The organism is Streptomyces amritsarensis, assembly GCF_001953875.1.
In the GTDB taxonomy this organism is placed as follows: Bacteria; Actinomycetota; Actinomycetes; order Streptomycetales; family Streptomycetaceae; genus Streptomyces; species Streptomyces amritsarensis.
This window is the reverse complement of sequence record NZ_MQUR01000003.1, coordinates 80,530-105,917: the sequence shown is the minus strand read 5'-3', so window position 1 is coordinate 105,917 and position 25,388 is coordinate 80,530. Positions and strand designations below refer to the sequence as shown.

Annotated in this window: 17 protein-coding genes and 2 pseudogenes; 5 read left to right on the top strand and 14 right to left on the bottom strand. The window is 72.8% G+C overall.

Features of this window, described 5'->3' with window-relative positions; genetic code table 11:
• Window position 1: 1 nt before the first annotated feature.
• Window positions 2-1,240, bottom strand: coding sequence for a DUF6777 domain-containing protein (locus tag AVW11_RS02420; RefSeq protein WP_143568790.1), 1,239 nt, complete (start codon window positions 1,238-1,240; stop codon window positions 2-4).
• Between the two features lie 654 nt (window positions 1,241-1,894).
• Between AVW11_RS02420 and AVW11_RS02415 the strand changes: the two genes are divergently transcribed.
• A complete protein-coding gene (locus AVW11_RS02415; protein WP_076043057.1) occupies window positions 1,895-3,334 on the top strand; it encodes a lipase maturation factor family protein in 1,440 nt (479 codons plus the stop codon).
• On the opposite strand, the gene AVW11_RS02410 is transcribed toward AVW11_RS02415, so the two are convergent.
• Window positions 3,320-4,303 (bottom strand): NAD-dependent epimerase/dehydratase family protein, encoded by a 984-nt coding sequence (locus AVW11_RS02410; RefSeq protein ID WP_076043056.1) that lies wholly within the window; start codon window positions 4,301-4,303, stop codon window positions 3,320-3,322. The genes AVW11_RS02415 and AVW11_RS02410 overlap by 15 nt on opposite strands.
• A 168-nt stretch (window positions 4,304-4,471) precedes the next feature.
• Window positions 4,472-4,645: a hypothetical protein gene (locus AVW11_RS37295; protein WP_157854840.1), complete on the bottom strand. Its 174-nt coding sequence runs from the start codon at window positions 4,643-4,645 to the stop codon at window positions 4,472-4,474.
• Between the two features lie 250 nt (window positions 4,646-4,895).
• Here AVW11_RS37295 and AVW11_RS39175 point away from each other — a divergent pair.
• Window positions 4,896-5,304, top strand: a pseudogene (locus AVW11_RS39175) (HD domain-containing protein); the annotation flags it as partial.
• A 61-nt stretch (window positions 5,305-5,365) separates the two neighbouring features.
• Here AVW11_RS39175 and AVW11_RS02400 read toward each other — a convergent pair.
• Window positions 5,366-6,853, bottom strand: coding sequence for an SDR family NAD(P)-dependent oxidoreductase (locus AVW11_RS02400; RefSeq protein WP_030840155.1), 1,488 nt, complete (start codon window positions 6,851-6,853; stop codon window positions 5,366-5,368).
• A gap of 290 nt (window positions 6,854-7,143) precedes the next feature.
• Between AVW11_RS02400 and AVW11_RS37630 the strand changes: the two are divergent.
• Window positions 7,144-7,878: pseudogene (locus AVW11_RS37630) on the top strand (DMT family transporter); the annotation flags it as partial.
• Window positions 7,879-7,980: 102 nt separating this feature from the next.
• Here the strand turns inward: AVW11_RS37630 and AVW11_RS02390 are convergent.
• Window positions 7,981-9,306 carry a transglycosylase family protein gene (locus AVW11_RS02390; RefSeq protein WP_076043055.1) on the bottom strand — a complete coding sequence of 442 codons (1,326 nt, stop codon included), beginning with the start codon at window positions 9,304-9,306 and terminating at the stop codon, window positions 7,981-7,983.
• A gap of 184 nt (window positions 9,307-9,490) precedes the next feature.
• Between AVW11_RS02390 and gndA the strand changes: the two genes are divergently transcribed.
• Window positions 9,491-10,936, top strand: a complete 1,446-nt coding sequence (gndA, locus tag AVW11_RS02385; RefSeq protein WP_076043054.1) for an NADP-dependent phosphogluconate dehydrogenase — start codon at window positions 9,491-9,493, stop codon at window positions 10,934-10,936.
• 252 nt (window positions 10,937-11,188) lie between these two features.
• Here the strand turns inward: gndA and AVW11_RS02375 are convergent, their stop codons facing one another.
• From AVW11_RS02375 to AVW11_RS02350, 6 genes are all read right to left on the bottom strand, one after another.
• Window positions 11,189-11,818 carry an aspartate/glutamate racemase family protein gene (locus AVW11_RS02375; protein ID WP_240528114.1) on the bottom strand — a complete coding sequence of 210 codons (630 nt, stop codon included), beginning with the start codon at window positions 11,816-11,818 and terminating at the stop codon, window positions 11,189-11,191.
• A complete protein-coding gene (locus AVW11_RS02370; protein ID WP_030840141.1) occupies window positions 11,815-12,174 on the bottom strand; it encodes a GNAT family N-acetyltransferase in 360 nt (119 codons plus the stop codon). The genes AVW11_RS02375 and AVW11_RS02370 overlap by 4 nt, the downstream gene beginning before the upstream one ends.
• A 23-nt stretch (window positions 12,175-12,197) precedes the next feature.
• Entirely contained in the window at window positions 12,198-12,620 is a 423-nt protein-coding gene (panD, locus tag AVW11_RS02365; protein ID WP_030840138.1) for an aspartate 1-decarboxylase, read from the bottom strand.
• A gap of 232 nt (window positions 12,621-12,852) precedes the next feature.
• Entirely contained in the window at window positions 12,853-13,899 is a 1,047-nt protein-coding gene (locus tag AVW11_RS02360) for an ABC transporter ATP-binding protein (RefSeq protein ID WP_060177263.1), read from the bottom strand.
• Window positions 13,896-15,485, bottom strand: coding sequence for an ABC transporter permease (locus AVW11_RS02355; RefSeq protein ID WP_076043052.1), 1,590 nt, complete (start codon window positions 15,483-15,485; stop codon window positions 13,896-13,898). The genes AVW11_RS02360 and AVW11_RS02355 overlap by 4 nt, the downstream gene beginning before the upstream one ends.
• Window positions 15,486-15,491: 6 nt before the next feature.
• Entirely contained in the window at window positions 15,492-16,511 is a 1,020-nt protein-coding gene (locus tag AVW11_RS02350; RefSeq protein ID WP_060177262.1) for an iron ABC transporter substrate-binding protein, read from the bottom strand.
• Between the two features lie 238 nt (window positions 16,512-16,749).
• On the opposite strand from AVW11_RS02350, the gene AVW11_RS02345 reads away from it, so the two are divergent.
• Window positions 16,750-19,359, top strand: a complete 2,610-nt coding sequence (locus AVW11_RS02345) for an AMP-binding protein (RefSeq protein WP_076043051.1) — start codon at window positions 16,750-16,752, stop codon at window positions 19,357-19,359.
• Window positions 19,360-19,400: 41 nt separating this feature from the next.
• Here the strand turns inward: AVW11_RS02345 and pflA are convergent, their stop codons facing one another.
• The 3 genes from pflA to ppdK all read right to left on the bottom strand — a co-directional run bounded on the left by pflA (window position 19,401) and on the right by ppdK (window position 25,376).
• Window positions 19,401-20,129, bottom strand: a complete 729-nt coding sequence (gene pflA / locus AVW11_RS02340) for a pyruvate formate-lyase-activating protein (RefSeq protein WP_030840099.1) — start codon at window positions 20,127-20,129, stop codon at window positions 19,401-19,403.
• Window positions 20,126-22,396, bottom strand: a complete 2,271-nt coding sequence (pflB, locus tag AVW11_RS02335) for a formate C-acetyltransferase (protein WP_076043050.1) — start codon at window positions 22,394-22,396, stop codon at window positions 20,126-20,128. Before pflB ends, pflA begins: the two co-directional genes overlap by 4 nt.
• 277 nt (window positions 22,397-22,673) lie before the next feature.
• Window positions 22,674-25,376, bottom strand: a complete 2,703-nt coding sequence (gene ppdK / locus AVW11_RS02330) for a pyruvate, phosphate dikinase (protein ID WP_076043049.1) — start codon at window positions 25,374-25,376, stop codon at window positions 22,674-22,676.
• Window positions 25,377-25,388: the final 12 nt, after the last annotated feature.

Here is a 25,388-nt window from a genome sequence, read left to right as displayed (position 1 = left end):
GTCAGGCGCTCTCCAGCGACTGGTTCTCCTCGGACGGCGCCGGCTGGAGGTCGGGGTCGGCGTAGGGATCGGCGGAGGGATCCGCGTACGGGTCGGCGTACGGATCCGTGGAGGGGTCGGCGTAGGGATCGTAGGGATCGGCGTACGGGTCCTGGGGGTCGACGGGCTGGGTCGTCGATCCGTCCGGGTACGGCGGGAGCGCGGGATCGGCCGGGTCCTGTGTGAGCGGGTCGGACGGGATGTCCGAGGGCGGCCGTTTCTGGGGCTGCTGGGGCTGTCGCGGCCGTGTGGAGGGGTTCAGCGGCACGGCGGGGCTCTGCTGCGCGTCGGTGTCCGGTGAGCTCTGCGGGTCCGACGGGCAGCCCGCCGCACCGGATCCGGGGGTGCTCGGGCAAGGCGCCTGCGAGGCGGCGGGGCCGCTGGGGATGCCGTCGGCGGGGTCGTACGGGGGCAGGGCCTGGGGGGTGCGGTCCTGGGCGCCGTCGTCGCCCCGCTTGCGCTCGATCCAGGTGTTGTTCGCGATGTTGACGATCACCAGGTTGTTGATCACGTGGGTGGTGGGTTCGATGACGACGACCTGGTTGGGCTGGTAGCCGTTCCAGGGGTCGCCCTTGTGCACCGGGCTCCCCTTGGCCGCGCGGGGGGCGCCGAGCGGGTTGCCGCAGCCGCACCGGACGCGGGGCATGCCGTGCTCGTCGACGAGGACGGCGGTGCCTGCCTGGAGGACGGACTGGTAGCCGGCGGCGCGGCCGTCGCGGAACCCGTGGTTGGTGACGCGGGTGTCGGCGCGCAGCACGACAGGGGTGAGAGCGCGCAGGAAGTCGGGGATCCCGGCCACTTCGATTCCGGACGCCTCGGCGAAGGCGCGGGCCTTGCCGTCGTCCTCCGTGAGGTAGCCGACCTGCTGTTCCACGTCGCAACTGCCGAGCCGCTGGGTGCCGCCGTAGAGGCCGGGGGTGGCCGCGTTGACCGTGCGGATGCCCTGGCCGGTGGGGTTGGGCAGCGGGGGCTGGACGGGGGCCGACTCGCCGGTGGCCGAGGAGGCGGTGAAGGGGTCGGGGCCGGCGCTGGCCACCGGCTGGAGGTGGACCTCCTGACTCTCGGGTCCGGCCGCGCTCGTCGGCTCCTGGTGTCCGCCGCAGGCCGCGGCGAACAGGCCGAGGAGGGCGAAGAGGGCGGCGCCGGCCGGTGCCTGACGTCGCGACGCCTGACGAGGTGTCGGAAGTGACGGTCCGTTCACAGATTTCTCCCTTTTCGCCCCGAGTGCTCCCTCTTGTCTGCCGCATCCGCACGGAAGCCGCAACCGGAGCGCACCCGAAGGACCCCGCCGACCCGGCCCTCGGACGTGAACGCGTTCAGGACGCCGGCCCCTGGCACGCCCCGGGGCTGCCCCCGGCGGCTGCCGGCCCACGGGTGCCGGCCCGCGGGGGCCTGCCTGCGGATGCCGCCCCGCAGGTGCCTCCCGGCGGATGCCGGCCCGCGGGGGCCTGCCAGCGGATGCCGCCCCGCAGGTCGGCCTGCGGGTGTCGGCCCGCAGGTGCCTGCCCGCGACTGCCAGCCCGCGGGGGCCTGCCGGCGGGTGCCGGCCCACGAGTGCCGGCTCGCGACTGCCGGCCCGCAGGTGCCTCCCGGCGGATGCCGGCCCGCCGGCATCGACCTGCGGGTGCCGGCCCGCAGGTGCCTCCCGGCGGGTGCCGGCCCGCAGGGGTCGGCCCGCAGGGGTCGGCGCGCGGGGGTCGGCCCGCGGGGGTCGGCCCGCGGGGGTCGGCCCGCGGGGACCTGCCGGCGGCTGCGGCCCGCAGGCGCCTGCCCGCGGGCGTGCATCCGGCGTCGGAGACGGCCGCCGGCTGCGCAGACTGGCCGGCAGCGGCCGGACGGCCGGATACTGGAGGCGATGGACTGGTTCACGGCGCCCGGCTACTGGCTCGCCCGGCTGGTCTTCCAGCGGGCCCTGGCCGGTGTCTACCTCGTCGCCTTCATCGGGGCCGCACTGCAGTTCCGGGCCCTGATCGGGGCGCACGGCATGCTGCCCGTGCCGCGCTACGTACGGTACGTGCCCTTCCGGCGCGCCCCCAGCCTGTTCCAACTGCACTACTCGGACCGGCTCTTCGCCGGCTGCGCCTGGGCCGGGGCCGCGCTGGCCGCGGCCCTGGCCGCCGGCGCGGGGGACGAGGTGCCGCTGGCCGCGGCCATGGCGATGTGGGCCGCGCTGTGGCTGCTGTACCTCTCCATCGTGAACGTGGGCCAGACCTGGTACTCCTTCGGCTGGGAGTCGCTGCTGCTGGAGGTGGGCTTCCTCGCCGTGTTCCTCGGCAACGCCCGGGCCGGGCCGCCGGTGCTGGTGCTGTGGCTGCTGCGCTGGGTGCTCTTCCGGGTGGAGTTCGGCGCCGGGCTGATCAAGATGCGCGGGGACCCCTGCTGGCGCAAGCTGACCTGCCTGTACTTCCACCACGAGACCCAGCCGATGGCGGGGCCGCTGAGCTGGTTCTTCCACCACCTGCCCAAACCGCTGCACCGGGTGGAGTGCGCCGCCAACCACGTGACGCAACTGGTTGTCCCGGTGCTGCTGTTCACCCCGCAGCCGGTCGCCTCGTACGCCGCGGGCGCCGTCATCGCGACGCAGCTGTGGCTCGTGCTGTCCGGAAACTTCGCCTGGCTGAACTGGCTGACGATCACCCTCGCCGTGTCGGCCGTGGACTTCACCGGGCTCGCCGGACCGCCCCCGGCCGCGGCCTCGCAGGAGGCCCCCCTGTGGTTCGTGGTCCTGGTCTGCGCGGTGACCGCCCTGGTCCTGTTCCTCAGCCGCCACCCGGTGCTCAACATGGTCTCGCGCCGCCAGGTGATGAACCGCTCCTTCGACGCGCTGCACCTCGTCAACACCTACGGGGCCTTCGGCTCGGTCGGCCGGGTCCGGATGGAGGTCGCGGTGGAGGGCACCGCGGACCGGGTACCGCGCGAAGACGGCGCCTGGAAGGAGTACGGATTCAAAGGCAAACCCGGCGAACCGGGCAGGCTGCCGCGCCAGTTCGCCCCGTACCACCTGCGCCTGGACTGGCTGATGTGGTTCGCGGCGATCTCCCCCGGCTACGCGCGCGACTGGTTCGGGCCGTTCGTGGAGCGACTGCTGGCGGGCGACCGGGACACGCTGCGGCTGCTGCGCCACAACCCCTTCCCGGACGCCCCGCCCGTGCACGTCCGCGCCCTGCTCTACCGCTACCGCTTCACCACCTGGCGGGAGCTGCGCGAGACCGGCGACTGGTGGCACCGCACGCTGGTGCGCGAGTACCTCCCGCCGACCCGGCTCGCGGAGGCCCGGCTGTCAGAGCCCGAGTAGCGCGGCCTCCCGTGCGGCGTCGAGCCCGGGGGCCGGCCGGTCGCCGCGCTGCGGGGCCCGGCCGCCGAGGCTGCGCAGCCAGGCCCAGGTGTCGGCCACGGTCTCCTCGACGGGGCGGCACTTCAGGCCGGCCTCCAGCGCCCTGGTCACGTCGCCGCCGAACATGTGGTCGTAGGACTCGCCCTCGGGGAGCCACACCGGGAGCTCGGTCCAGGGCTCCACCCCGGCCGCGATGATCGGCGCCGGATCGGTCCAGCGCAGTTCGCCTGCGCCGCCGGTGACGGCGGCGCAGGCGTCGAGGAGGGACCCCATGGTGGCGTGCCCGACCGGCGCGACCAGGTTGTACGGCCCGTCGAGGCCGGCCTCGGCGGCGTCCAGGGTCCAGCGCGCGAGGTCGCGGACGTCGATGTATTGGAGGGGCAGCCCGCGCGGGCCGGGGGCGAGCACCGGGCCGCCGCGCGCGATGCGGTTCAGCCACCACGGCAGCCGGCCGACGTTCTCGTAGGGGCCGAGGACCAGCCCGGCGCGGACCAGCAGGGCGCTGTCGGGGAAGGCGTCGAGCGCGGCGAGTTCGCCGCCCCTCTTGTCCTCGGCGTAGTCGGTGGCCGCGGCGTCCGGCGAGCCCCCGACGAGGAGGCCGTCCTCCCCCTGCCCGGCGGGGGCGGGGTAGGCGTACACCGAGCGGCTGGAGACGTACGCGTACCTCCCGGCCCGGCCGCTCAGCAGGCGGGCGCTGTCGCGCACCGCGGTGGGGGCGCCGCTCCAGGTGTCGACGACGACGTCCCACTCCCCCTCGGCGAGGGCGGCCAGACCCCCGGGAGCGGTGCGGTCCCCGTGCAGGGCGCGGGTGCCCGGCGGGGGCGCGTGGCGGCCCCGGTGGAAGACGGTCACCTCCCAGCCCCGGGTGAGGGCGTCCTCGGTGATCGCGCGTCCGACGAACTCGGTACCACCCAGCATCAGCAGCTTCATGTGCCCACCATGGACCGGCGGGCCGGACCGGCGGAAGCGGTGATCGCTCTGGGCGATGACGCTCAAGGCGTAAGGAGGTGTCCTGCCCGACAGGGCAGCGCCCCCGGTGCGGGTGGGCACCAGGGGGCGCTTGCACCGTGCTGCGGGTCGGTGCGGAGGTTACGCGGACTAGTCGATGCCGGGCAGGATGTGGGCTTCCGCCAGGTCGTCCTCGTACCCGGCCAGCCGGATCGGGGCGGAGCGCGCCCAGACTTCCAGGCTTCCGAGTTCGTCGGACCGCGTCTTGGCACGCGATCCGGTCCGCTCGAGCAACTTCGGTTCGGGCTGCGTCTTTTCAGTCACCGCGCACTCCTCTGTGTCGCGTAACCCGGCGGGCTGACCGCGAGCCGGGCAAGGGATCAAGGGTTCCGGACGCGGTGGCGCCTTAGTGGAGCGCGGCCCGGATGGGGGCCGTCTTGATGCCCCAGAGTACACATATGAGCGGACCTCCGCTCGATAGGAAGGCAAAATCCGCTGCGCCCTCTCATTTTCGTCCCGAGTTCAGCAAGTCGTCGGCCGCCGGGTGCGTCGCGGATGGTGTGCTCGGACCCCGATGCGGGAGGCACGAGGGAGGGGGTCGGCGGTGGCGGGGTCCGGACCGGCGGAGGCCGAAGTGCCGTACGTCACAAGCGTGGTTGAGCTGATGGAGCTGCTGCGCGCGGGCTGCGGCGAGCACGCCCTGCGGACCGCGGCGCTGCTGCGCCGCTCCCACCCCGCCGACAAGGAACTGCAGCTCGCGGGCCTGCTCCACGACATCGGCCGAATGCTCCGTCCGGGTGACGGAGTGCGACACGCCGTACTCGCAGCGGAAGCGGTGCGCCCTCTGCTGGGCGAGCGGGTGGCCCGGCTCGTGCGGCTCCAGGCACCGGGCGGGGCAGGCGGCGAGGCCGGCGGGCCGGGCGTCGAGGCCGGCGGGCCGGGCGTCGAGGCCGGCGGGCCGGGCGTCGAGGCCGGCGGGCCGGNNNCCCCTCGGTTCGCCGAGGGGGCCGCTCGCGGGCAGGCGGTAGGGCGGGGACCGCCGGGTTACCAGTTCGCCGGGGCGTAGTCCTTCAGGAAGACCCCGAACAGGTCCTCGCCGGCCTCACCGCGCACGATGGGGTCGTAGACCCGGGCTGCGCCGTCGACCAGGTCGAGGGGGGCGTGGAAGCCCTCCTCGGCGAGGCGCAGCTTGTCGAAGTGCGGACGCTCGTCGGTGATCCAGCCGGTGTCGACCGAGGTCATCAGGATCCGGTCGGTCTGGAACATCTCCTGGCCGCTGGTCCGCGTCACCATGTTCATCGCGGCCTTGGCGGCGTTGGTGTTCGGGTGACCCGCACCCTTGTAGCCGCGGCTGAAGACGCCCTCCATCGCCGAGACGTTGACGACGTACGCGCGCCCGCTGGACGACTTCCGGGCGGCATCGGCCATGGCCGGCCGCAGGGCGCTGATCAGGATGAACGGCGACGTGTAGTTGCACAGCTGGGTCTCGAGCAGCTCCACCGGGGAGATCTGGTCGATGGTCTGCACCCAGGTGTTGCTCTCGACCACGTCGGGCAGCAGGCCGCCCGCGTCGATGGCGGTGCCGGCGAGGTGCCGCTCCAGGCTGGCGTTGCCGGCGACCAGCGCGAGGTCGGCGACCTTCTGCGCCTCCAGGCCGCTCACCCCGACGGGCAGTGCCGCCAAGCCGTCGACCGCGCCGGAGTTGAAGGCGCCGATCACGTGGTGGGCGGGGAGCTCGCCGGCGGGCAGCGGGGCGGACTCCCCCTCGACCAGCGCCGCGTAGGCGGTGGGCAGGCGGCGCACGGTCTGCGTCGCGTTGTTGATCAGGATGTCGAGCGGACCGGCCGCCGCGACCTGGTCGGCGAGGGCCACGGCCTGGGCCGGGTCGCGCAGGTCGATGCCGACGACCTCCAGGCGGTGCATCCAGTCCGCCGAGTCCTCCATCGCCTTGAAGCGGCGGATGGCGTCCTTGGGGAAGCGCGTGGTGATCGTGGTGTGGGCGCCGTCGCGCAGCAGCCGCAGGGCGATGTACATGCCGATCTTGGCGCGGCCGCCGGTGAGCAGCGCGCGCTTGCCGGAGAGGTCCGCGCGGGCCTCGCGCTTGGTGCGGTTCTCGACGGCGCAGTTCGGGCAGAGCTGGTGGTAGAAGTAGTCGACCTCGACGTACCGCGTCTTGCAGACGTAGCAGGAGCGCGGGCGCTGGAGTATTCCGGCGATCCGGCCGGCCTCCGTGACCGAGGTGGGCAGGATTCCCTCGGTCTCGTCGTCGATGCGCTCGGCGGAGCCGGTCGCGGTCGCCTCGGTGACGGCCTTGTCGTTGGCGGTCTTGGCGGCGCGGCGCTCCTGGCGGCGGCGCTGCTTGACCGTGCGGTAGACGCCCGCGGTGGCCCGGCGCACGGCGATGGCGTCGGGGTGGTCGACGTCGATCGTGTCGAGTTCGGCGAGCACGTCGAGGCAGAGCGCCAGCCGCTCGGGGTCGATGCCCGGCCCGTAGGCCTGTGCCTGGTCGTGGCTGTCTTCGGTCACCGTCATGGCCGCTGCCGTTCCTTGGTCACTCGTCCGCATCCGCCTGCTGCGGAGGTCCTCAAAAGGGGAACTGTACGGATCGGACGCGCCCCGAGCCAAACCCGCGGCCCGCAGGCCCACATACCGCGAACTGACCGTCACCGTACGGGTCCAGGCGGTGACGGTGGGGCGCGATAGGGGTGGCGCTGCGCTGGCGGAACGGCCACGCTGCGTACTCCCGTACTACGTCGGGAGTATGACTCGTGACCGCCTGTGGACGGAGGAATAGCGCAGATGGGTCGGGCATTGTGGACCTTATGAGTGCACTGGCGCTGTCGGTCCTGCTCTGCCTCGTGTCCGCCGTGGCGTACGCGGGCGGCGCGATCGTCCAGGAGAGGGTCGCGGCGAGTACGCCGGACCGGCGGTACGCGCCGCTGCGCCGGGGCGCCTGGTGGGTGGCGGTCGGGCTGAACGGCCTCGGCGCCCTGCTGCACGTGGTGGCGCTCGCGTACGGGCCGCTGAGCCTGGTCCAGCCGCTGGGGGCGCTCACCATCGTGTTCGCGCTGCCGATGGCGGCGCTCTTCGTACGGCGCCGGGCGGGCGCGGCGGCCTGGCGCGGCGCGGTGCTGGCCACGGTCGGGCTCGCGGGTCTGCTGGCGCTGACCGGCGGTGAGGGGCGGGCGGAGCAGTCCCTGGCGGGCGGCGGGCGGAGCCTGCTGCTGGTGGCGACCGGGGCCGCGGTGGCCGTGCTTTTCCTGGCGGCGCACCGGATGCACCGGGTGGTGCTGCACAGCGTGCTGCTGGCCGCGGCGGCCGGCACGGCCTTCGGCATGGCCTCGGTGTTCACCAAGTCGGTCGCCGAGATCGCCGGGGCGGGTGCGCCGGCCGGCCTATGGCCGGACCTGGCAGCGATCGCGGTGCTGGCGTCGGTCGGGCTGCTGCTGTCCCAGGCCGCCTATCGGGGCGCCGGCCTGACCGCGCCGCTGGCCACGGTGACGGTGGTCAATCCGGTGGTCGCGGCGACGGTCGGGATCGTGCTCTTCGACGAGGGCTTCCGCCACGGGGCCGCGGGCACGGCGGCGGCACTGGCCAGCGCCGTGCTCGCGGCGGCCGGCCTGGTCCTGCTCACCGCCGTGCCGCCGGGGCGGCGCGGGTCAGATGCGGACGCCGTGGCTCCGCAGGTACTTCAGGGGGTCGATGTCGGAGCCGAAGCCGGGGCCCGTGCGGATCTCGAAGTGCAGGTGCGGTCCGGTGCTGTTCCCGGTCGAGCCGGAGCGGCCGATCCGCTGGCCCCCGGAGACCTGCTGGCCGGACTTCACGCCGAGCGCCGAGAGGTGGGCGTACTGGGAGTACCGGCCGTCGGTGTGCCGGATGACGACCTGGTAGCCGTAGGCCCCGGCCCAGCCGGCGGAGACGACCTGGCCGGGTCCGACGGACTTGACGGTGGTGCCGGTGGCCACGGGGAAGTCGACGCCCGTGTGGTAGCCGCTGGACCAGGAGGATCCCGAGACGCGGTACGCGGTGCCGAGGGCGGCGTCGACGGGAGCGGAGAAGCCTCCCGAGGCGGGCTTCTGCTGCGCTGAGGCGGGCCGGGTGTCCGGCTTCTCGGCGGGCTTCTCGACCGGCTTTTCAGCCGGCTTCTCGGCCGGCTTCTCGGCCGGCTTCGGGGCCTTCTTCTCGGCCGGCTTCGGCGCGGGCTGCTCCGCCGGCTTCTGGGCGGCCGGCTCGGTGGGCTTGACCGGCTCGGCGGTCTGCGGCGGCTTCTGCGGGTTCGGCGCGGGCGGGGCCGGCGGGGCGGCGGTGACCCGCATCGTGAGGCGCTGGCCGGGGAAGATCAGGTTCGGATTGTCGCCCACGACGGCCCGGTTGGTCTCGTAGAGCGCCTGCCAGCCGCCCTCGACACGCTGCTGGGTGGCGATCGCGGAGAGCGAGTCGCCCGGCGCGACGACGTACGGGTTGGGCAGGACCGAGGTTCCGGTCGGGCGCGGGGTGGCGCCCTGCACCGGGGTCGCCTTCACCCCCTGGCTCCGGGGCTGCGAACCGGCCTGGGGCTGCGCGGGGATCTGCGCGGGGATCTGCGCGGCGAGGGCCGGTGACGGGCCGCCGCGGGTGAGGCCGGCGCCCTTGCCGCAGTGGGGCCAGGCCCCGGGCCCCTGGACTTTCAGCACCTTCTCGGCGACCGCGATCTGCTGTTCCTTCGTGGCCAGGTCGGCGCGCGGGGCGTACGCCGTGCCACCGAAGGCCCGCCAGGTGTTCTGGCTGAACTGGAGTCCGCCGTAGTAGCCGTTGCCGGTGTTGATGCGCCAGTTGTCGGTCGACTCGCAGGCGGCGACCTTGTTCCAGGTGTCCACGGAGGCGGCGTCGGCCACTCCGGCACCCATGAAGGGGAGCGCGATCCCGGCGCCTCCCGCGGTCACGGCCAGCGAGGCCCGGTTGATGCTGCTCGGCTGATACCGGCGGTGCCGGCCCCGTACGCCCATGGGAGCCCCCCATTCGAGACATCAGGAATCGCACAACGTAACGTCGGGATCATTGCACGGCAAGGGAGCAACGGGGCGCTCTTCAGCGGAACTTGACAATCCCTCGACGGGCCGCGGCGCCGCGGGACCGACGGCGGGGTAGCGTCGGCACAGCCCGCACACCGAAGCACGCAGGAGCGCACAGATGAGCACCAGCACGGCCCAGATCGGCGTCACCGGCCTCGCAGTCATGGGCAGCAACCTCGCCCGCAACTTCGCCCGCAACGGGTTCACGGTGGCCGTCCACAACCGCACCGCCGCCAGGACCACGGCGCTGGTGGAGGAGTTCGGCCACGAGGGCTCGTTCGTGGCCGCGGAGTCGGCCAAGGAGTTCGTCGACGCGCTGGAGCGCCCCCGGCGCATCGTCATCATGGTGAAGGCCGGGGAGCCCACCGACGCGGTGATCCGCGAGTTCGCCCCGCTCCTGGAGGAGGGCGACGTCATCATCGACGGCGGGAACGCGCACTTCGAGGACACCCGGCGCCGCGAGCGGGAACTACGCGAACAGGGCATCCACTTCGTGGGCGTGGGCATCTCGGGCGGCGAGGAGGGCGCGCTGCTCGGCCCGAGCATCATGCCGGGCGGCTCGCGGGAGTCGTACGCGTCGCTCGGCCCGCTGCTGGAGAAGATCGCGGCGAAGGCCGCCGACGGCACGCCGTGCACCTCCCACGTGGGTCCCGACGGCGCCGGGCACTTCGTCAAGATGGTCCACAACGGCATCGAGTACGCCGACATGCAGCTCATCGCCGAGGCCTACCACCTGCTGCGCGAGGTCGCCGGCTACTCCCCCGCGAAGATCGCGGAGACGTTCCGGGACTGGAACCGGGGCCGTCTGGACTCGTACCTGATCGAGATCACGGCGGAGGTGCTCGCCCACACCGACGCGGCGACCGGGCAGGCGTTCGTGGACGTCGTGGCCGACGCCGCCGAGCAGAAGGGCACGGGGCGCTGGACCGTGCAGATCGCCCTGGACCTCGGGGTCCCGGTGTCGGGGATCGCCGAGGCGGTGTTCGCCCGCGCCGTCTCGGGCCACGCGGACCTGCGTACGGCCGCCCGGGGACTGGCGGGTCCGGCGCCGGCCGCACTGGCGCCGGAGGCGGCGGACGCGTTCGCCGCGCAGGTGGAGGAGGCCCTGTACGCATCGAAGATCGTCTCGTACACGCAGGGGTTCCACCAGATCCGGGCCGGCAGCGATGAGTACGGCTGGAACGTGGACCTGGGCGCGGTGGCCTCCCTGTGGCGTGGCGGCTGCATCATCCGGGCGGCGTTCCTCGACCGGATCCGCGGCGCCTACGACGCGCGGCCCGACCTGCCGAGCCTGCTGGCGGACGAGCGCTTCGCCGAGGAGATCGGGGCGGCGCAGGAGGGCTGGCGGTCGGTGATCACGGCGGCGGTGGGTGCGGGCATTCCGGTGCCGGCCTTCGCCGCCTCCCTGGCGTACTACGACGCGCTGCGCGCGCAGCGGCTCCCGGCGGCCCTCACGCAGGGCCAGCGCGACTTCTTCGGGGCGCACACCTACCGGCGGACCGACCGTGAGGGCTCGTTCCACACCCTCTGGAGCGGCGACCGCTCCGAGGTCCGCACGGACTGACCGCGACCGCTCAGCTCCAGGGCCCGGGCTGGGGAACCGGCGCGGGTCCCGGGGGCGGGGGCACCGGGTCCGGCTCGGGGACGGGGCCGGGTACGGGCGGCACCGGGCGCGGGATCGGCTCGGGGTCCGGGAACGGGTTGGGCGCCGGCTTCGGATCGGGCTCCGGGGCCGGCGGCTGCGTGTCTTCGAGTGTTCGCACCATATAAGGCAGTTTCCCGCGATTGCGTCTTGTACGCCCCTGCGGTGCCGCCGTCAGCGCGAGAGGGAGAGCGCGGCGGCGAGGCCCGTCCCGGGGCTGGCCAGTACGGGGATCCCTGTCGTGGCCGACTCGGCGGCGCCGGCCATGGATGCCTGGGCCAGGACGATGACGTCCGCGCCGGTGACGGCGTCGGCGGCCGCGGCGACCCGGGCGAGATAGCGGGCGGTGTCTCCCGCCTCGAAGGCTTCCCAGGCGCCGTCGACGAGGTGCGTACGGACCGACACGGGCCGCCCGCCGGCCTCCTCGGCGAGGAGTTCCGCGGTCGGGGCGAAGGTGGAGGCGAGGGCGGCGAGGACGGCAATGCGCGGGCCGGTGCGCACGGCCGCGGCCGCCATCGGCCGGTCGACCCGCAGCACCGGTGCGCCGAGGGCCGGAGCCTGCGCCTCGGCGGTCGCACCGATGGTGGAGCAGGTGACCAGCACGGGCCCGGGCCCGGCTCCGGCCAGCAGCTCCAGCAGGGCCGGGGCCACGGACCGCGGCCCGTGCTCGCGGGCCCGGTCCAGCAGCTCCGGCACCACCAGGTGCCGCAGTACGGCCCCCGGGTGGTGCCGGTCACGCAGCGCGTCGAACACGGGGACGTGCAGGGGCGAGGTGTGCAGCAGGGCCAGGTCGCAGGCCGTCACCGCAGGCCGGATGCGGCGGCCAGCTGCGCCTTCGCGGCGGCGACGACCGCGGCCGGCGCGACGGGCGCCTCGCCGGGATGTTTGGCGGCCCAGCTCGCCGCATACGGGCAGAGCGGCACCACGGGAACGCCCTCGGCCGCGGCGAGTCCGTAGAAGGTCCTCACCAGGCCTCCGGCGATACCCCTCCCCTCGTGGCCCGGCTCGACGACGGTGTGCACCGCCACCAGGGCGTGGGGCTGCTCGGTGAGCACGAAGTAGGCGATGTACCCGACCGTGGCCCCGTCCTCGACGGCGAGCAGCCGCCCGGCCGCCCGCTCGTCCTGGAACTCGATCGGCGTGTTCGTGCTCTCCGGCATGGGTCCCCGGCTCCTTCTCGAACTTATCGGACGGCGACGGCGTGGGGGCTGCGCTCCTGCTCCGTACCCGGCACCGGCGCGGAGGGGTCCGCGCCCAGTTCGACGATCCGGTTGTCGGCGTCGACGTGCACGACGCGGGGCTTCAGCGCCCGCGCCTCGGCGTCCTCGACCTGCGCGTAGCTGATGAGGATGACGAGGTCCCCGGGGTGCACGAGGTGCGCTGCGGCCCCGTTGATCCCGATCACGCCGGATCCGCGCTCACCCTCGATGACGTAGGTCTCCAGCCGCGCGCCGTTGGTGATGTCCACGATGTGGACGAGCTCCCCGGGGAGCAGGTCGGCGGCGTCCAGCAGGTCGGCGTCAACGGTCACGGACCCGACGTAGTGCAGGTCGGCCTGGGTGACGGTAGCCCGATGGATCTTGGACTTGAACATGGTGCGAAGCATGGCGAAACTCCCGGTTTGTCTGCTCCCTGCCCACTTCTCGCGGGTCAAGGGCGTTCCCCGGAGCCTACAACGGTTCGCAAGGCTATCCCCAGGTCTTTCAGGACTCATGCCGACCGATTGCCGACTCGCTGTGCGGCGGGCGGCGCCGACGCCCCCGCTGCCGCCGCGGCAGTCGGCCGATACCTCCCCTGCCGGCTGGTGGCCCTGTCCGTACGGCCCGGTGGACCGAGGGTTACGCGGGGACGGGGTGGAGCGTGGCCTCTCCGGTGACTCTGATGCCGGTGCGCTCGCCGGGGGACGCGGGGGCGGGGCCCGGGACGCGGACGTCGATGGGTGCGTCCACTCCGTCCAGGGTGACGGTGACCATCGCGTCGTGGCCGTAGTACCGGACGTCCGTCACCGTGCCGCGGGCCTGCGCCGACGCGGTGTCGGTCAGCTGAATCTGTTCGGGCCGGAGCAGCACCATGCCCTCGCGTACGCCGCCCGGCGGGTCGGCCAGCGGGACGCGGCCGAGCGCGGTGGTCGCCGTGCCGCTGTCCACGGTGCCGGCGACGAGTACCGCGTCACCGACGAAGGCCGCCACCCAGGGGTCTGCGGGGCGGCGGTAGACCTCGTGCGGTGTGTCGCACTGGGCCACCTTCCCCTTGCGTACGACGGCGACGAGGTCGGCCACGGAGAGGGCCTCCTGCTGGTCGTGGGTGACCAGGACAGCGGTGGCTCCGGTGGCCTGGAGGGCGGACCGCACGTCGGACCGCACGCCGGAGCGCAGGGCGCTGTCCAGGGCGTTGAACGGCTCGTCGAGCAGCACCAGCTGAGGCCGCGGGGCCAGGGCGCGGGCGAGGGCGACGCGCTGTTGCTGACCGCCCGAGAGCTCGTGCGGCATACGGTCGCCGAAGCCCGCGAGCCCGACCAGTTCCAGCATCTCCTCGACGCGCAGGCGCCGCGCACCCCGATCGACGCCGGCGAGGCCGAAGGCGACGTTGCGCGCCACGCTGAGGTGCGGGAACAGGGCGCCCTCCTGGGGGACGATCCCGATGCGGCGGTGCTCGGGCGGGAGGTGCGTTCCGGGGCGGCTGACGGTGCGGTCGCCGATGGTGACGGTGCCCGCGTCGGCGCGCAGGAAGCCGGCGATGATGCGCAGCAGGGTTGTCTTGCCGCAGCCGGAGGGGCCGAGTACGGCGACCAGGGCGCCGGCGGGGACGGTGAGGTCGAGGCCGTCGAGAACGGTGGCGTCCGGCCCGTACGCCTTGGTCAGCCCCGTGATCTTGAGATCGGTCATGTGCGGTGCCTTCCGAGGAGGTAGGACGGTACGGCGGCCAGCAGGATCAGCGCCGCGGCGTAGGGGGCCGCGGCGGCGAAGGAGCCGGTGCCGGTCTCCGTCCAGAGCCGGGTGGCGAGGGTGTCCATGCCGGTGGGGCGCAGCAGGAGGGTCGCGGGGAGTTCCTTCATGCAGACCACGAAGGTCAGCGCGGCTCCGGCCAGCACTCCGGGCGCCGCCAGCGGCACCGTCACCTCGCGCAGCACCTTCAGCGGAGATCGGCCGAGCGAGCGGGCGACATCCTCCAGCAGCGGCGGGGACTGGAGCACGGCCGCCCGCGTGCCGGCCACCGCGACGGGCAGGAAGAGCACGGCGTACGCGCAGACCAGCAGCGGGAGTTCCTGGTAGAGCGGTTCTGCGTAGCGGATCGCGAAGAAGACGAGGGACAGGGCGACGGTGATGCCGGGCAGGGCGTGTCCGGCATACGCGGACTGCTCCAGCACAGAGGCCGTCCGGCCGCGGTGGCGGGCGGCGATCACGCCGACCGGCAGGGCGAGAAGGGTGGTGAGCGCGGCTCCGGCGGCGGCGACGCCGAGGGTCGTGCCGGCGGTGTCGAGGAGCCCGGCCGGGTCCCAGGTGGCGGAGTTGCCGACGGCGAGCCAGTACGTGAGCGTGGCCAGCGGGGTGAGGACGGCGATGGCCGTGACGGCTGTGCACCAGAGCAGCGCGGGTGCCCGCCAGCGGCCCAGCGGTGCGGGGACGGCAGGGCGCGCGGTGCCGGTTCCGGTCCTGGCATGGCCGGCACGGCCGCGGGTGCGCGCCTCGGCGGCCACGAGCAGGATGGTCATGACGACCAGGACGACGCTCAGGGCGGCGGCCGGGGTGCGGTCGAAGCTGGCCCGGTAGGAGGTGTAGATGCCGCGCGTGAAGGTGTCGTACCGCATCAGGGAGACGGCGCCGAAGTCGGAGAAGACGTACAGCGCGACGAGGACGGATCCCCCGGCGGCCGCGGGGCGCAGCTGGGGCAGTGTGACGCGCAGGAAGGTCCGCAGCGGTCCCTGGCCGAGCGAGCGGGAGACCTCCTCCTGTGCCGGGTCGGTGCCGCGCAGCACGGCCGTGACCGGGAGATAGACGTACGGGAAGCTCACCAGGGTCAGGGCGAGCGCGGCCCCGGCGAAGCCCTCGATGTCGGGGAAGACGGAGAGCCAGGCGAACGCGGCGACGTAGCTGGGCACGGCCAGCGGCAGGGTCACCAGCACCGACCAGGCCCGGGCGCCGGGCAGCGCGGTCCGTACGGTGAGCCAGGCCAGCGAGACGCCCAGCAGCAGGGAGGCGGTCACGACGACCGCGGCGAGCCCCAGGCTGCGGCCGAGGAGTTGGGCCGTGCGCTCGTCGGCGATGACGTCCCAGGCGAAGGCGGGACCGCGTTCCAGGGAGCGGACGGCGAGATAGCCGAGGGGCAGCAGTGCGAACACGGCGGCGACGGCGGCGGGCACGAGCAGGGCGGCGGGCGGGCGGCTCACGGCACGCAGCCGCCCGGCCGGCGGGGTGACGCCGGTCGGGCGGGCGGCCGGATCCGTCCGCGGGACGGGATCCGTGGAGTGCATGACGGCTCAGACCATCCCGGCGTCCTGCAGCATCTTCAGGGTCTCCTGAAGAGATTCGAGCCGGCCGAGGTCGATCTTGGGGGCTTCGAGGGAGGACAGCGGCGGCAGGTTCTCCACCGTGCTGGTGACGCCGGAGACCAGGGGGTACTCCTTGGTGTCGTCGGCGAAGTACTTCTGCGCCTTCTCCGAGAGGAGGAAGTCGACGGCCTTCTGCGCTGCCGCCGTCTGATCGCCGCCCTTGACCATGCCGACTCCGGCCACGTTGACGAGCGCGCCCGGGTCGCCGCCCGGCAGGAAGTGGATCTTCGCGCCCACCTTGGCCTCGCCCTTCTCGGCGACCCGCTCGTACCAGTAGTAGTGGTTGACCAGGCCGAGGGAGACCTCACCCTTGCCGACCGCGTCCAGCACCTTGAGGTTGTTGTCGTACGCCTTCGGCTCGTTGGCCTTGAAGCCCCCCAGCCAGGCGCGGGTGGCGTCGTCGCCCTCAAGGACGCGCATGCCGGTGACGAAGGCCTGGAAGGAGGCGTTGGTGGGGGCGTAACCGATCTTGCCCTTCCACTCCGGCTTGACCAGGTCGTGCACGGTGTCCGGCGCCTTGGCGACCTGGCCGGGGTGGTAGGCGAGGACCCGGACGCGGCCGGAGGTGCCCACCCAGTCGCCGGCGCCGCCACGGAACGCCGGGTCGACCTTGTCGAGCGACGCCTGGGGCAGCTTCTCCAGCAGCCCCTTGGCGGAGAGGGCGCCCAGGGCGCCGGCGTCCTGGGAGAAGAACAGGCCGGCCTTGGTCTTGCCGCCCTCCTCCTGGATCTGGGCGGCAAGCTCCGCGCTCTCGCCGTAGCGGACGGCGACCGTGGTGCCGACGGCCTTCTCCAGGTCGTCCAGGAGCGGCTTGACCAGCTTCTCGTTGCGGCCCGAGTAGATCACGAGCCCGGCGTCGTCCTCGTCGACGCCACAGCCGACGGCAGCGGGCAGGAGGAGCGCTGCCGCGAAGAGCGCGGACAGGCGTCGGGCCAAGGGGCGTCGCATGAAAAGCCTTCCTGCACGTGCAGCGGAGAAAATCCCTATCGCCCCATAGCTAAGGTAAAGCTAACCTAAACGTCAAGAGTGACGCACATAACGTTCGGCCGTGGCCGGAACCGCGCCGGGACGACGGCGGAGCCGACCCTACCGCGCGACTTCCTACCGATCTTCACCGGGCCCGCACGAATGACCCGTGACGCCTCTGTGACTATCCACCCAGGTAAGCCTTTCCTAAAATGCGCACGTGACAGCCACCTCCGACCTGCTCCCAGACACCCGAATCGTCCCGTTCGCGCTCGGTCTCGCCGCCCACGGCGACCGCCCGGCGGTCATCACCGCCGACGGCCCGGTGACGTACCGCGAGCTCGCCGCACGGGTGGACGAGACCGTGCGGCGCCTCGGACGCGAACGCCGCCTGGTCCTGCTGGTCGGTGCCAACACCCTCGACGCCCTCGTCGTCCACCTCGCGGCCCTCGCTTCCGGGCACCCCGTGCTGCTCGTGCCCGGCGGCCACCCCGAGGCCGTGCGGTCGCTGATCGACGCCTACGACCCGGATGTCGTGGCCCACCCCGAGGGCGGACAGTGGGTGCTCGACGAACGGCGCACGGGCTCGGCCCACACCCTGCACCCGGACCTCGCCCTGCTGCTGAGTACCTCCGGCTCGACCGGATCGCCCAAGCTCGTCCGGCTGTCGCACGAGAACCTCCAGTCCAACGCGGAGTCGATCGCCGCGTACCTCGGTATCCGGGACACCGACCGCGCGGCCACGACCCTGCCCATGCACTACTGCTACGGGCTTTCGGTCATCCACAGCCATCTGCTGCGCGGTGCCGGGCTGATCCTCACCGACCTCTCGGTCGCCGACAGCTGCTTCTGGGAGCTGTTCCGCAGCTGCCGCGGGACCACGTTCGCCGGTGTGCCGTACACCTTCGACCTGCTGGACCGGGTCGGCTTCGACACGATGGACCTCCCCCACCTGCGGTACGTGACCCAGGCCGGCGGACGGCTGGCACCCGACCGGGTCGAGCGGTACGCGGCCCTCGGACACGCCGCCGGCTGGGAGCTGTTCGTGATGTACGGGCAGACCGAGGCGACCGCCCGCATGGCCTACCTGCCGCCGCACCTGGCCCGGACCCGCCCCGGGGCCGCGGGGATACCGATACCCGGCGGCTCCTTCCGCCTCCGCCCGGTGCCCGACCTGCCCGGGGCGGACACCGGCGAGCTGGTCTACACGGGCCCCAACGTCATGCTCGGCTACGCGCACTCACCGCAGGACCTCGGCCTGGGCCGGACCGTGGACGAGCTCGCGACCGGCGACATCGCCCGGCTCTCCCCCGACGGACTCTACGAACTGATCGGCCGCCGCAGCCGGTTCGTCAAGATCCTCGGCCTGCGCATCGACCCCGGGCAGGTCGAGGCGGTGCTCGCACGAAACGGCGTCACGGCGCTGTGCGCGGGCGACGACGAAGCCCTCGTCGTCGCCGTCGCCGCCGCCGTCGCCGCGGGCGAAACCGGCACGCGGCGGATACGGAAGCTCGTGACGGGCGCGTGCGGTCTGCCGGCGCGCGCCGTCGAGGTCCGCATCGTCGCAGAACTGCCCCGCCTGGACTCCGGCAAGCCCGACTACCGGGCGGTGCGCGAACTGCGCCACCTCTGCGACCCGGCCCCGCACGGAACCGGGCCGGCCGGGGGCACGGACCCCGAGGACCTGTGCGCCCTCTACGCGCTGGTCCTCGACCGGCGCCGGACGGAGGTGACCCGGGACAGCACCTTCGTCGGCCTGGGCGGCGACTCGCTCTCGTACGTCGAGATGTCCCTCCAGCTCGAGGAGCGCCTCGGCCACCTGCCCGCCGACTGGCACACGACGCCGATCGGCGAGCTCAAGCCGCCGGAGCGGCAGCAGGCCCGATCACACCGGCGCACCCTGGAAACCAGCGTCGCCCTGCGCGCCATGGCGATCTTCTGCATCGTCGGCTCGCACATCCACGTCTTCGGGATCAAGGGCGGCGCACACCTGCTGCTCGCCCTCGCCGGTTACAACTTCGCACGCTTCCACCTGACCACCGCCGCCCGCCGGGAGCGCGTCCGCCGCATCTGGACCAGCATCGGCCGCGTCGCCTTGCCGAGCATGGCCTGGATCGGCTTGGTCCTGCTCCTGAACGACGACTACACCCTGGCCAATCTCGCCCTGCTCGACAGCGTCCTCGGGCCGGAGGACAGCAAGACGGGCATGCATTTCTGGTTCATCGAGGCTCTCGTTTACATCCTGGTCGCCGCTGTCGGCCTCCTCGGTCTGCCCCTCATGGACCGGGTGGAGCGGCGCTTCCCGTACGGCCTGCCGCTGACGATCGCGGGCCTGGGCCTGCTCACCCGCTACGACCTCCTCGGCCTCCCCGCCCGAGCCGAGATCCCGGACGCGATCACCGTCTTCTGGCTGTTCGCCCTGGGCTGGGCGGCGGCGAAAGCCGCCACCACGCGTCGGCGGCTGGTGGTCACGGCCGCGGCGCTGGCGACGGTGCCCGGCTTCTTCCCCGGCGACCCCGGACGAGAAGCGATCATCGTCGCCGCCTTCGCGCTGCTGGTGTGGGTCCCCACCCTGCCCGGTCACGAACGCGTCAACCGGGTGGCCGGCCTCCTGGCCACCAGCTCGCTGTACATCTACCTGACCCACTGGCAGATCTTCCCCCTGGTCGACGGGTTCTCCCGGCATCTGGCGTTCGCGGCCTCACTGGTGTTCGGCATCGCCTATGCGACCGGCGTCACACGGCTGATGCGAGGCTTCCCCCTCAAGGCCGTGCCGTCGCTGCGCCGGTCACCGTCGGTCCGGCGCACCACGGACCGCAGTCGGGCGTGAGGCGGGCAGCTCGCCGGGGCGGGAACGCGCATCCGGCTGGTTCACCGTGCCCGCAGGCCGTGCGCCCTGAACCGGTCGCGGACCCGCTCGACCTGAGCGGCATCCGGGACCGGGGTGCCGCGGAGCGGGAAGGGGATGCCGAGTGAGTCGTACTTGTGGGCACCGAGTTTGTGGAACGGCAGGACGTCGACGCGGTCGACGTTGTCCAGTTCCGCGAGGAAGCGGCCCAGCCCGTCGATGGCGGCCGGCTCGTCGGTCCAGCCCGGGACCAGGACGTAGCGGATCCAGGTCCGCACGCCGAGCCGCTGCAACCGGGCGGCGAAGCCGAGGGTGGGTGTGAGGTCGCCGCCGGTCAGGCGCCGGTAGACGCCGGCGTCGAAGGACTTGATGTCGAGCAGGACCAGGTCGGTATCGGCCAGGAGGGCGTTGTCGGCGCGAGTGCCGAGGGCGCCGGAGGTGTCCAGTGCGGTGTGCAGGCCGAGCTCCTTGCAGCGTCGCAGCACCTCGGCGGTGAAGGCGGACTGGAGCAGCGGCTCACCTCCGGTCAGGGTCACGCCTCCACCGGCCAGCGCGGTGAACTCCCGGTACCGCTCGATGTGCCGCACCACCTCGTCCACGGTGACCGGCTGCCCGTCGCGCATGTGCCAGGTGTCGGGGTTGGCGCAGTACAGGCAGCGCAGCTGACAGCCGCTGAGGAAGAGGACGAACCGGGTGCCGGGCCCGTCCACCCCGGTGGACAGATCCCACGAGTGGATGCGGCCCGTGGTCATCGCGCACCGTGGAAGGTGCGGTTGACGACGTCCAGTTGCTGTTCGCGCGTGAGGCGGACGAAGTTGACGGCGTAGCCGGAGACGCGGATGGTCAGGTCCGGGTATGCGTCCGGGTGTTCCATGGCGTCCTCGAGCGTGGCGCGGTCGAGCACGTTGACGTTCATGTGGAACCCGCCTACGGAGGTGTAGGCGTCGAGGACCCCGACGAGGTGCCCCGCCCGTTCGGTCGGGTCGTGCCCCAGGCCCTCCGGGGTGATGGTGGATGTCAGGGAGATGCCGTCGCGGGCCTGGTCGTACGGGATCTTCGCGACCGACAGCGCCGATGCCGCCATCCCGTGCCGGTCACGTCCGTTCATCGGGTTGGCGCCCGGGGCGAACGGCGTACCCGCTCGACGGCCGTCGGGGGTGTTGCCGGTGTGCTTGCCGTAGACGACGTTGGAGGTGATGGTGAGCACCGACTGCGTGTGCTCGGCACCCCGGTGAGCCGGGTGGCGGCGCACCTTGGCCATGAAGGAGCGGACCAGGTCGACCGCGATGCGGTCGGCGCGGTCGTCGTCGTTGCCGTAGGCCGGGTAGTCGCCTTCGACGCGGTAGTCGACGGCGAGCCCGGTGGCGTCCCGGACGACCCGGACACGGGCGTGCTGGATGGCCGAGAGGCTGTCGGCGGCCACGGACAGCCCCGCGATGCCGCAGGCCATCGTGCGGTGGACCGGGTGGTCGTGCAGGGCCATCTCGATGCGCTCGTAGGCGTACTTGTCGTGCATGTGGTGGATCACGTTGAGCGCGTTGACGTAGGTGGCGGCGAGCCAGTCCAGCATGCGGTCGTACGCGCCGGCCACATCGGCGTAGTCGAGGTACTCGCCGGTCAGCGGGGCCGTCGCCGGGGCTACCTGCTCGCCGGTCATCTCGTCGCGACCGCCGTTGATGGCGTACAGCAGCGCCTTGGCCAGGTTCACGCGGGCACCGAAGAACTGCATCTGCTTGCCCACCGCCATCGCGGAGACGCAGCAGGCGATCGCGGTGTCGTCGCCGGTGCGGGGGCGAAGGAGTTCGTCGGACTCGTACTGGATGGAGCTGGTGTCGATGGAGACCTGGGCGCAGAACCGCTTGAATCCCTCGGGCAGTCGACGCGACCAGAGCACGGTCAGGTTGGGCTCGGGGGCGGGGCCGAGGTTGTAGAGGGTCTGGAGGAATCGGAAGGAGGTGCGGGTGACCAGGGGGCGGCCGTCCTCTCCGATGCCGCCGATGGACTCGGTGACCCAGGTGGGGTCGCCGGAGAACAGTGCGTCGTACTCCGGTGTACGCAGGAACCGCACGATCCGCAGCTTGATCACGAAGTCGTCGACGAGTTCCTGGGCGCGGCTCTCGTCGATGCTTCCTTCGTCGAGGTCACGCTGGAGGTAGACGTCCAGGAAGGTGGAGGTGCGGCCGAGCGACATCGCAGCGCCGTTCTGTTCCTTCACGGCGGCGAGGAAGCCGAGGTAGAGCCATTGGACGGCCTCGTGCGCGGTGGCCGCGGGACGGGACACGTCGCAGCCGTAGGAGGCGGCCATGTCTTCCAGCTCGCCCAAAGCCCGGATCTGCTCGGCCAGTTCCTCGCGGTCGCGGATCACGTCGCCCGTGGACGGTGCCCGGTCCAGCCGGGTCCGCTCGGCGCGCTTGGCCTCGATCAGCCGGGCGGTTCCGTACAGCGCGACGCGGCGGTAGTCGCCGATGATGCGGCCCCGCCCGTAGGCGTCCGGCAGGCCGGTGATGATGCCGGCCTTGCGGGCGCCCAGCATGTCGGGGGTGTAGGCGTCGAAGACACCGTCGTTGTGGGTCTTGCGGTACGTGCCGAAGACCTTGGTGACGAACGGATCCGGCTCGAAGCCGTACGCGTGCAGCGCGTTGTCCACCATCCGCAGACCGCCGTTGGGCATGATCGCCCGCTTCAGCGGGGCATCGGTCTGCAACCCCACGATCAGCTCCCGGTCGCGGTCGATGTAGCCGGGCGCGTGGGAGGTGATGGTGGACGGCGTGGCGGTGTCCACGTCGAGCACACCCTTGCGGCGCTCCTCCGGGAAGAGCGCGGTGACGGTCTTCCACACCGTGCGGGTGCGCTCGGTGGGACCGGCGAGGAACGCGGCATCGCCTTCGTAGGGCGTGTAGTTGGCCTGGATGAAGGAGCGGACGTCAATGTGCCGCTGCCACTCCTCGCCGGTGAAGCCGCGCCACGGCCGGGTGCGGATGGGGCTGGTGTCGGCAGGCTGCCGGGCGGTCACCGTCATGTCGTCATCTCCTGGGCCGGGGCGGAGGCGAGGTGGGCGATCGCCTCTCCTCCCTGCTGATGGTTCCCCGTCGGCCGTGTCACCGACGAGGGGCGAAGAGGCACCGCGCCGGCCGCCGACCGGCCCCGGCGGGCCGGGCGGAGAGGGCCTGTGGTCCCGCCGGTTCGAGGGACCTCGGGTCCTGCCGCGGTGCGTCGCGAGCCGCATCCGGCAGGCAGACGCGGCGGCTGTCGGGTCCATGACGGCGTGGTTGTCCGCCCCGGGCAGCAGGGTGGGGCTACACGCTCGCGTCGGTGCCGTTCGCTTCGAGGGCTGCCCGGCCGGCCTCGAGGCGGGCGACCGGGACGCGGAAGGGCGAGCAGGAGACGTAGTCCAGTCCGGCCTGGTGGAAGAAGTGGATCGAAGCGGGGTCCCCTCCGTGTTCCCCGCACACGCCGATCTTCAGGTCCGGGCGGGCCGCCCGGCCCTCCTCGACCGCGATCCGCACCAGGCGGCCGACGCCTTCACGGTCGATCGTCTCGAACGGGGAGACGGAGAAGACGCCCTTGTCGAGGTACGCGGAGAAGAAGGCGGCTTCGACGTCGTCGCGGGAGAAGCCCCAGGTGGTCTGCGTCAGGTCGTTCGTACCGAAGGAGAAGAACGCCGCCTCCTTCGCGATCCGGCCGGCGGTGAGGGCCGCCCGGGGCAGTTCGATCATGGTTCCGACCGGGCAGGTGACCTCGACGCCCGTCTCCTGCGAAACCTGCGCCAGGACCCGGTCCACTTCCTCCCGCACGAGGTGGAGCTCCTCGGCCGCGTCCACCAGCGGGACCATGATCTCGGCCCGGGGGTCGCCGCCCGCCCGCCTGCGGGCGACGACTGCCTCGGCGAGGGCCCGTACCTGCATGGCCACCAGCCCCGGCACCACCAGCCCCAGGCGTACGCCGCGCAGGCCGAGCATCGGGTTCTCCTCGCGCATGCGTGTGACAGCCGCCAGAAGCTCGCAGTCGTGCGGATCGGCCGGTGCGCCGAGCGCTTCGCGGCGGGCGAGTCGGACGGCGAGTTCCGTGCGGTCCGGCAGGAACTCGTGCAGCGGCGGGTCGAGCAGCCGGACGGTGACCGGCAGGCCGTCCATCGCTTCGAGGATGCCGGTGAAGTCCTGCCGCTGGAGCGGCAGCAGCGCCGCGAGGGCCGCCTCGCGTTCGGTGTCGCCGTGGGCGAGGATCACCGCCTCGACGAGGGGGCGCCGGTCGCCGAGGAACATGTGCTCGGTGCGGCACAGGCCGATTCCCTGGGCTCCGAAGCGACGGGCGCGGGCCGCGTCCTCGGGGGTGTCCGCGTTCGCCCGGACCTCCAGGCTGCGTACGGCGTCCGCCTGCCGCACGAACCGGTGCACGTCACGCACCTGCTGGCGGGCCGTGCCGTCGGCCGGCAGCACGCCGCCGTCCTCGAAGTACCGCATGACGTCGGAGTCGACCAGGGGTACGGAGCCGAGGCGCACCACACCCTCGGACCCGTCGACCGAGACGACCGTGCCTTCGGGGACCGTCACACCGCCGGCACGCATGCGCCGCTCCCGGGCGTCCACGACGATGCCCTCCGCCCCGCACACGCACACCGTGCCCATGCCGCGTGCGACGACGGCGGCGTGGCTGGTCTTCCCGCCCCGGCTGGTGAGCACGGCCTGGGCGGCGATCATGCCCGGCAGGTCCTCGGGCGTCGTCTCCTGGCGTACGAGCACGACCTTCTCGCCGGCGGCCGCCCTGCGGACCGCCTCCGCGGAGTCGAACACGACGGCTCCCACGGCCGCTCCCGGTGAGGCGGGCACGCCCCGCGCGATGACCTCGCTCGACTCCGTGGCGGCGAAGCGGGGGAACATCAGCCGTGCGAGCGCCTCGCCGCCGACCCGGCCCAGCGCCTCCTGCTCGCTGATCAGTCCTTCGTCGGCGAGCTGGGAGGCGATGGCGAAGGCGGCCTGGGCCGTGCGCTTGCCGACGCGGGTCTGGAGCATCCACAGTGTGCCGCGTTCGATGGTGAACTCGATGTCGCACAGATCACGGTAGTGGGCCTCCAGTTGCTCCATGTGGCCGCGCAGCCGCGCGAACGACGCGGGGTCGAGGCCGGCCAGGTCCTGGAGGGGCACGGGGTTGCGGATGCCGGCGACGACGTCCTCGCCCTGGGCGTTGGGCAGGTAGTCGCCGTAGACGCCCGGGCGGCCGGTTGCCGGGTCCCGGGTGAAGGCGACGCCGCTGCCGGAGTCCGGACCGAGATTGCCGAAGACCATGGTCTGGATGGTGACCGCGGTGCCCAGGTCGTCCGGGATGTGCTCGCGCCGGCGGTACAGGCGTGCGCGCTCACCGTTCCACGAGGCGAAGACGGCGAGGACCGCCCGCCGCAGTTGCTCGGCCGGATCCTGCGGGAATTCCTCCCCGGTCCGCTCCTGGATCACGTCCTTGAAGGTTTCGACGATCCGCATGAGGTCGCAGGTGTCCAACTGCGTGTCGTCGCCGCGCCTGTGTTGCTCTCTGACGGCGGTGAGCACCGCCTCGAAGTGGGAGCCGTCGACGCCCATGACCGTGGTGCCGAACATCTGCACGAGACGCCGGTAGGAGTCCCAGGCGAAGCGTTCACCCTCGGGGGTCTTGGCCAGGCCCAGGACCGAGAGATCGTTCAGGCCGATGTCGAGGATGGTCTCCATCATGCCCGGCATCGAGAACCTCGCCCCCGAGCGGACGGAGAGCAGGAGCGGGTCGTCCACCTGGCCGAGCCGCCTGCCGGCCGCTCGTTGCAGCGCCGCCAGATGCTCGCCGATCTGCCGGTCGAGGCCGTCCGGAGCCTGCCCCGTGGCGAGGAAGATCCGGCAGGCTTCGGTGGTGACCGTGAAGCCGGGCGGCACGGGCAGACCCATGCGCGCCATCTCCGCGAGGTTCGCTCCCTTGCCTCCCAGGAGGTCGGCCATGTCCCGGCCGCCCGTGGAGAAGTCGTACACGTAGGTGGTCATGGCTGCTCGCCT

Bases quoted from the DNA above. Each gene is read 5' to 3' on its own strand.
- AVW11_RS02415 (WP_076043057.1), top strand. From the start codon at position 1,895: ATGGACTGGTTCACGGCGCCCGGCTACTGGCTCGCCCGGCTGGTCTTC.
- AVW11_RS02410 (WP_076043056.1), bottom strand. From the start codon at position 4,303: ATGAAGCTGCTGATGCTGGGTGGTACCGAGTTCGTCGGACGCGCGATC.
- AVW11_RS02400 (WP_030840155.1), bottom strand. From the start codon at position 6,853: ATGACGGTGACCGAAGACAGCCACGACCAGGCACAGGCCTACGGGCCG.
- AVW11_RS02390 (WP_076043055.1), bottom strand. From the start codon at position 9,306: ATGGGCGTACGGGGCCGGCACCGCCGGTATCAGCCGAGCAGCATCAAC.
- gndA (WP_076043054.1), top strand. From the start codon at position 9,491: ATGAGCACCAGCACGGCCCAGATCGGCGTCACCGGCCTCGCAGTCATG.
- AVW11_RS02370 (WP_030840141.1), bottom strand. From the start codon at position 12,174: ATGCCGGAGAGCACGAACACGCCGATCGAGTTCCAGGACGAGCGGGCG.
- panD (WP_030840138.1), bottom strand. From the start codon at position 12,620: ATGCTTCGCACCATGTTCAAGTCCAAGATCCATCGGGCTACCGTCACC.
- AVW11_RS02360 (WP_060177263.1), bottom strand. From the start codon at position 13,899: ATGACCGATCTCAAGATCACGGGGCTGACCAAGGCGTACGGGCCGGAC.
- AVW11_RS02355 (WP_076043052.1), bottom strand. From the start codon at position 15,485: ATGCACTCCACGGATCCCGTCCCGCGGACGGATCCGGCCGCCCGCCCG.
- AVW11_RS02350 (WP_060177262.1), bottom strand. From the start codon at position 16,511: ATGCGACGCCCCTTGGCCCGACGCCTGTCCGCGCTCTTCGCGGCAGCG.
- pflA (WP_030840099.1), bottom strand. From the start codon at position 20,129: ATGACCACGGGCCGCATCCACTCGTGGGATCTGTCCACCGGGGTGGAC.
- pflB (WP_076043050.1), bottom strand. From the start codon at position 22,396: ATGACGGTGACCGCCCGGCAGCCTGCCGACACCAGCCCCATCCGCACC.
- ppdK (WP_076043049.1), bottom strand. From the start codon at position 25,376: ATGACCACCTACGTGTACGACTTCTCCACGGGCGGCCGGGACATGGCC.